Source organism: Neobacillus drentensis, assembly GCF_036966985.1.
Taxonomy (GTDB): Bacteria; Bacillota; Bacilli; order Bacillales; family Cytobacillaceae; genus Neobacillus; species Neobacillus drentensis_E.
On the sequence record NZ_JBALSN010000227.1, the window covers coordinates 3,589 to 11,115 of the forward strand.

The 7,527-nt window shown below is 41.2% G+C and carries 5 protein-coding genes; 3 read left to right on the forward strand and 2 right to left on the reverse strand.

The annotated features are described in order from the left end of the window. Positions 1 to 216: hypothetical protein (locus tag V7659_RS15485; protein WP_335540751.1), on the reverse strand; the 216-nt coding region annotated here is incomplete at its 3' end. Between the two features lie 302 nt (positions 217 to 518). On the opposite strand from V7659_RS15485, the gene V7659_RS15490 reads away from it, so the two are divergent. The 3 genes from V7659_RS15490 (at position 519) to V7659_RS15500 (ending at position 3,536) form a co-directional block, all read left to right on the forward strand. After that, on the forward strand, positions 519 to 1,061 hold the full coding sequence (locus tag V7659_RS15490; protein WP_335540752.1) for a hypothetical protein: 543 nt from the start codon (positions 519 to 521) through the stop codon (positions 1,059 to 1,061). A 341-nt stretch (positions 1,062 to 1,402) separates the two neighbouring features. Beyond that, complete coding sequence (locus V7659_RS15495) at positions 1,403 to 2,713, forward strand: phytoene desaturase family protein (RefSeq protein ID WP_335540753.1); 1,311 nt, start codon at positions 1,403 to 1,405, stop codon at positions 2,711 to 2,713. Further along, complete coding sequence (locus tag V7659_RS15500) at positions 2,679 to 3,536, forward strand: RNA polymerase sigma-70 factor (RefSeq protein WP_335540754.1); 858 nt, start codon at positions 2,679 to 2,681, stop codon at positions 3,534 to 3,536. Before V7659_RS15495 ends, V7659_RS15500 begins: the two co-directional genes overlap by 35 nt. A gap of 211 nt (positions 3,537 to 3,747) precedes the next feature. Here the strand turns inward: V7659_RS15500 and V7659_RS15505 are convergent, their stop codons facing one another. After that, the gene (locus tag V7659_RS15505) at positions 3,748 to 6,777 is read right to left on the reverse strand and encodes an efflux RND transporter permease subunit (RefSeq protein ID WP_335540755.1); all 3,030 of its coding nucleotides are present in this window, start codon (positions 6,775 to 6,777) and stop codon (positions 3,748 to 3,750) included. Between the last annotated feature and the right edge of the window lie 750 nt (positions 6,778 to 7,527).

Consider the following 7,527-nt stretch of genomic DNA (forward strand, 5'->3'; position numbering starts at 1 on the left):
GAGCCAAGGGAATCCTCCGCCATGGTGAGCACCATGCATCATCTCCTGGCCTCCGCCAAATCCGCCGCGCTGACCCATTTCACCAGCACCATGTCCATGTGGACCTCTAGCAAAAGCACTACTCCCACCTAGAAGAAAGTGGAGTACGTTGATCACCAATACCGTAGAAGTAACGATGACACTCCAGAAAATACCGTTTTTTACTTTTGAATTCATTTCTTATAACCTCCTTTCGTTATCTGATGTAATGAATATTAATAGAGAATGGTGAAAACTTGGTGAAAGGCGAAACTATTTTTAAAAAATCCACAGGAACGGTTCCCTGAATCAAATGAGATTCGTGGCGACCGCCAGATGGTCCCGACCTCATCCTAATATCTTAATGTTTGAATATATAAGGATATATACCTAATGTTTGTGTCTTTTCTACCAAAAAAAGGGATAAAAAAAGGAATTGAAGATGCTCCTGGAGAAATTATAATTCTATAACATATTTATTTGTTGGAGGAAATGGCGCCATGAGACAAAGTCGACAATATAAATCTCCATATGCAGCAATGTTGTGGTCGTGTGTTTTACCAGGATTCGGGCAATTTTACAATAAGGATTATATGATTGGGGCTGTGTTGATCGGCTTGGAATTTTTAGTGAATCTGAACTCAAATCTAAACCTATCTCTAATTGACTCATTTATAGGGGATGCGAATTCAGCACATCACGTAATTGATTACAGATGGGCGCTATTTTACCCATCCCTGTACGGTTATGCCATTTGGCAAGCATTTAATGCTGCAATCGTTAATAATAATAAGATGATCGGTAATGATGCAGACCAAAGGACATATATGTCTGGCTTCTTTATTGGAATGGTATTAGGCATGGATTTCGGCTTATTTTGGCACGACTCTAGCTTTATCACACATCATACCGTTATTAGATTATTAGATTTTCCTGTTTTTAATGGACTTGCTTTTGGAATATTGATAGGAATTTTCGGACATATCATGGAAAAAAAGGTTTATCGAAAACAAAAAGAGCATCTTATAACGGGTAAAAAATAGGGCCCAAAGAGGACAGTTCCTTCATAGTGTCTTACTCCCTTACTCTAAGAAGCGGCCTCCATTTACCATTTCTCACGTCTATAATCCCTATTGACTACCGGTCCTTCTCTTTTTTCATAGCTTCGGTCGTCTATAACCCCTCTTAACTACCTTACCTTCTCTTTTTTCATAGTTTCGGTCGCCTATTACCCCTCTTAACTACCTTCCCCCCTCACTTTTCATGGCTTCGGTCGTCTATAACCCCTCTTGGCTACTATTCCTTCGCTTTTTTCATCGTTCCTGTCACATTTCTTCACCCAATATCGTCTTGAGTTATGAAATAACATAATGGAGGTTATCTTATGACTCAAAAGTGGGATATTGTCATTGTTGGCGGTGGGTTAGCAGGTTATGTTGCAGCTAATTATTTATCGAAGACCAATTTATCGATATTATTAGTAGAAAAAGGAAAACATGTGGGTGGCAGGGCTCGAACAAACAAGATGGATCAACAGTATTTGAATCTTGGCCCGCATGCTCTTTATAAAAAAGGAAAAGCCAAGTCTATTCTCGAGGAATTAGGAATCCACCTAACTGGAAAATCACCCAAATTAAGCGGCATTTTAATTGAAAACAATATGGAATACGCTGCTCCCCTTGCTCCTTTCGAACTTTTCACAACAAGTCTTTTGACTGGAAAGGAACGGATTGAGTGGGTCTCAGTTTTGTTGAAGCTGATGAATACTGATCCTGAAAAGTTATCAGGGCTAACCTTCCAACAATGGGTGAAGCAAATTGCCTACTCTAAAAAAGTGGAATCCTTACTATATGTACTTGGCAGACTGGCGACCTATTGTCATGCGCCTGAAATAGTAAGCGCAAAAGTAATCGTAGCGAATATAAAAAATGCGATGGGCGGCGTCCTTTATCTAGATGGCGGCTGGCAAACCATTATTGACCAACTTCACAATAAGGCCATCCTCTCAGGTGTTGAGGTTAAATCACATACCCTTGTTAAACACTTGAAGCCCGCCCAACAAGATCACATAAAATTGGTTCTTTCAAATGACGATGAAATTCTCGCGAAGTATGTGATTTGTACAACCGGCCCCCACGAACTAAATGAAATGTTAGGAGAAACCGTACAGAATAACTTTTTTTCAAAAATAACACCTGCACGAGGGGCCACATTAGACGTTGCTCTAACCAAGCTGCCTAACCCAAAACGATTGTTCGCCATGGGCATCACTGATCCTCTCTATTATTCCGTGCATTCACCTTATGCCCGCCTCTCTGATGATCCAAAGAGTGCCGTTCTTCATGTATTTAAATACCATCACCCAAATGACACACACGATCGAACAAGTATTAAAAACAAGCTCGAACAATTTTTAGATCAACAGCAGCCAGGGTGGCAGCAATATGTAATTACAAAAAGATTTATCCCGAACATTACCGTGAACCAACGCTTACCCCAGATAGGAGATGAACAGAAGCTGCAGCGTTCTAAAACAGAAATTCCGAGATTATATATAGCAGGAGACTGGGCTTCTCCCGACTTCATTTTGGCAGATGGCGCTGTTAGCAGTGGAAAACAAGCAGCGGCGGAAATCATTTTAAACGAAGAGAGGAAATATAGTGCAAATTACGAAAGAAGATTACCAACAATTTAAACCATTGTTGTTTTCATTAGGTTATCGGATGTTAGGTTCTGTCGTGGAAGCAGAAGATATGGTCCAAGAAACTTTTCTAAAGGCTTACCAAATAAGCGGGGCGAACATAAAGAATAAGAAGGCATATCTCTGCAAAATAATGACGAACCTCTGTCTTGATGTAGTAAAGTCGGCCCGGTATAAACGAGAACAATATGTGGGGCCATGGAACCCAGAGCCATTAATACTAGAAACATTAACCTTTGATCCCGCGGAAATGATGATACAAAAAGAAGGATTGAGTACCGCCTATTTACGAATGATGGAGCATTTGACACCAGATGAACGGGCAGTCCTCCTTTTAAGGGAGGTATTTGATTTCCCATACGCAGAAATTGCCAACATGATTGAAAAGAAAGAAGAAAACTGTAGAAAAATTTTCAGCAGGGCTAAGTCAAAACTCTCACTTGTGGAAGGCGAAAGCTTACACTATGAGAAGAATAAATCAATGGTTAATCGCTTTATAGAAGCGTTTCAATTGCAAAATAAAGATGTCCTATTAGAGCTGATCTCTGAAAATGTCACACTATATTCTGATGGCGGTGGCAAAGTCACGGCTGCCGTCCGTCCAGTCGTATCCGTAGCCAATGTTTTAGCCCTATTATACGGCGTCATCAAGAAGGCCCCTATAGACACTTATTTTGAAGTGAAAAATGTCAATGGCCAACCAGCAATCGTGATCTACATGAATGGGAAGATTCAAAGTATCCTTAGTTTTTATATCCAAAATGAAAAAATAAGCGAAATGTATATAACAATGAATCCTGATAAGTTACCTATTTAATACCATAGGGACGGTTCTCATGGCTCAATGAGTTAGCGCCGGCCACCAGAACCGTCCAGAGGGTCACCCAATGGGCGAATTCTCAACGTTTATGAGCGAATCTATTAATTTAATAGGCGAATTTAAGAAGCAACACAATAATAGAAAAGATACATTTGCAAACAATAAAAAGGAGAGAAGTGATATACCACTTCCCTCCTAAAATTTGAGTTTATGCTGTCTCTCTCTCCCCGCCAACATCTACGCGGTTCTTCCCAATTCTTCCTTTAATCGATTTCATAACATGGTACGTGGTTGGTACAATCACTAAGGTTAATAGAGTTGATGTCAATAAACCTGAGATCACCACAATTGCTAAGGACCTGGAGATTAAACCGCCTTCACTAGATAGCGCCAATGGCAGTAATGCACCAATTGTGGCGAGTGCGGTCATGAGAATCGGACGAAGACGTGTTTTTCCAGCTTCCAACAACGCTGCTTTGAGTTCCATGCCTTTCTTCTCATTCTGTTTCACACGCTCCATTAACACAATCGCATTTGTGACCACAATTCCAATTAACATTAAGAATCCAACTAACGCCGGCATCCCTAAGGCTTGATTCGTCACATATAATCCTAACAATCCACCCGAAAATAGGAATGGCAGCGAAGATAGAATCGCAACAGGCATTAACATATTCCCAAACGCGACAAGCATCACGATAAACACCAGCACTACCGCAACCGCCATCGCCAGCATCATATTCGTAAATCCTTCATTCATCGCTTTGGCCTGACCCTCGGAACGAACGTTTACTTCACTTGGTAAATCAATGCTTTTCAGTCGTTTGTCTACCTCAGCTTGAACACCTGACGAATTATCGGTCGTGATCCGCCCCGTCACCTGCACATACTGCTGCTGATTTAAGCGGTACAACGCAGACGGACTTGGTGCTTTTTTGAGGGTGGCCACTTCGGAGAGACTGACTTGCTGCCCCATCGGATTGGTCAACTTTTGACTCATAATCTCAGCAATAGAATCCACCGAACCGCCATCCAATAACAAATTCACACTTGTTGTTTTTCCCTCTACTTGCATATCTCCCACATGGTCACCTGCAATCAGTTCCCGAACAAATCCGGCAACCATGATCGGACTTAAGCCCTTTTCAGCGGCTTTCGCATCATTGATATCTAATTGAAGCTGTTCCTTCACACCAGACAGATTGGATTCCACATTTTCTAAGCCATCAATATTTTTAATTTTATCCGTGATCAGCTTCCCTGCGGTCTCTAAATCTTCGGCATTGCCCCCTTCAACGATTAAAGCAATCCCACTTGTTCCAACAATCCCAACCGGGGCAAGGGCCACCTGCATCTCACTGTTAAGATTCTCTACTTCTGTTCGTATCCTTTTTTCAAAACTACTAGTCTGTCCCTTTGAAGTATCGTCCTTTAGATCAATCGAAAAACGAATATGTTCCCCATTCACAATCGTTTGCGTATGCTTAATCTGCCTCTCTTGTTTTAAAATTTCTTCGATGTCACCCGCGATCAGATTTGCCTTTTCCAGTGAAGTTCCCTCTGGTAAATCAGCGGTTAAGCGATAGGAGACGGCTTTTTCCTGCGGTAAAAAGTTCTTCGGAATCATCGGGACTAATGCTAGCGATCCAGCAAACATGATCACCGCCAGCACAATCGTTAAAGCTCTTTTATTTAAGACCCATGAGAGAGTATTCTTATAGACTTTTTGAAAAATAGATTCTTTTTCCTCTTTCGGTTTAATACGAAGTAAGAATAACTTGGCGAGCAATGGCACGACAGTCAACGAAACAATCAGTGAAAACGCCAGCGCCACGATCACCGTAATCCCAAACGGAGCAAAGAAACGGCCGATAATACCAGGAACAAAGGAAAGCGGACCGAAGACGGCTATGGTTGTAATGGTGGAAGACGTAATCGCCCCGCCCACTTCCTTGGCAGCTGTAAGCACCATTTTTTCATCACGTTTCGTGCTTGTTAAGGTGCGGCGGTACACATTTTCAATCACGACAATCGAATCATCAATGACACGGCCGACGGCTACCGCGATTCCCGCCAGTGTCATCATGTTTAAACTATAGCCAAAATATTTCAAGGTAATCATGGATGCTAAAATCGATAACGGAATCGAAAGAACAGCGACAATTGTTGCCCTGATGTTACGAAGGAATAAGAACGTAACCAGCACCGCAAACAAGGTTCCAAGCAATACTTCCCGCAGCATTCCATCGACGGATGTTTTCACTTCTTTGGATGTATCAAATAACTTCGTTAAGGTGTACCCAGCTGGAAGGTCTAATTCGTCCAGTTTCTCTTTGGCTTGCCCCACCACTTCAACGGTATTAGAACCGGCTTGTGCTTTCATCTCAACCAGAACCGCAGGCTTTTCATTTAATCGAGTATAGACCGTTTCTTTTTTATTGCTATAAGAAACGTCCGCAATCTCCGTCATCTTTACTTTTTGGATGCCAGTTGGTCCTTGCGACAAAATTTGAATATCCTCTACATCACCGACAGATTCCAGCTTAAAGTCAGCTTGCACATTCAAGGTTTTATCGTCGACATTTACTTGACCAGCTGGAAAGGAAAAATGATGCGCTAAAAACGTTTGCTTGACGTTGTCATAAGTAATTCCATGCTGCTTCATTTTTTCAGGATCCAGCCTTACAGCGACTTCCTTTTCGGTTTCACCCGAAATATCAATCGTTCCCACTCCGTCGATACCAGTTAATGCTGGTTTGATCCGTTCATTGATATATTCAGTTAAGTCGGATTGATTGGTTGTGTTCGATGACAGAGCAAATGTAAAAACCGGCATCGCAGACGGACCGTCCTTGAGGATTTGAGGTTTTTCTGCTCCTGCTGGCAGTTGGATCGAAGCGACGGCGGTCGTGACATCCTTTTCCGCTTCATCCATATCCTTGCTCATCTCAAATTCAAGAATCCCCACGACCATATTACTGTGTGCTTCAATATATAAATTATCTAGTTTCTTTATTCCCGATAACGTGTTTTCTAACGGTTTGCCTATATCCTCTAACCCCTGTTCAGGAGTCGCTCCAAGATATGGAACCTGCACGATGATATAAGGAATGTCGACATTCGGCATTGATTCCATCTTCATCGTTTTGACTGAATAAATTCCCCCTGCAATCACCATCAACATGGCGATAAAAATAACCCCCGCGTTCTTTAACGAAAACTTAATCCAAGATTTCATTTCTCTTTTCCCCTCCGCAATCTAAGTACTTTTTCAGTTTAACTACTTTCCCAACCTACTAAACTCGCTTTCTGGTTCTTTTTACCTTTTTTATTATAGATTTTCCATCTAGGAGCCAACATCGGGCAGTTGCTGTAATCTCATCTACGACCTAAGACTTAGAAAGTATTGCTAACAGGAATTCATACTGGTGTCAGGCACCGAAATTGATTAAAATGGTAAATTCCTAGTAAAATTTACTTATACAGAAAGTCGGTTTGATTGAACGATTGAAAATGAGCCATAGGGAGAAGGAGTTAGGGAAAAATAGAATGAAGATGTTCAGGAAGTTGTCCGATGGGGTATTAGCGCTGCTAATTACTATCCTGATTTATGCGGTATTTTTTGCGGTAGTTTCACAGAGTCCTGGGGATGAAATGAATAATAGTTTAATCGCTTTTGCTACCTTTATAGCGATGACATTTTTTATAAACTTTCCGGTGTGTTGGTGGATTTTAAAACGGATCATTAAGGCTAGTCGCGGGTAGAATCATTGGAAAAAGCCCAGTTCCGATTGGAACTAGGCTTTTTCCAATCTTTTAGCTTTTTGATTTTTACTTTTATCCTATTTATTGACTAATTTGATTGCCTCTTCTACCAATTGAGTTAAACAAGCATTCTTTTGGAAAAATAAACCTTGGACATTTCTTAATCCACAACAAAAAGAACAACCCAATTGAGTTGTTCTTAAAAGTGCCTGGCAACGTCCTA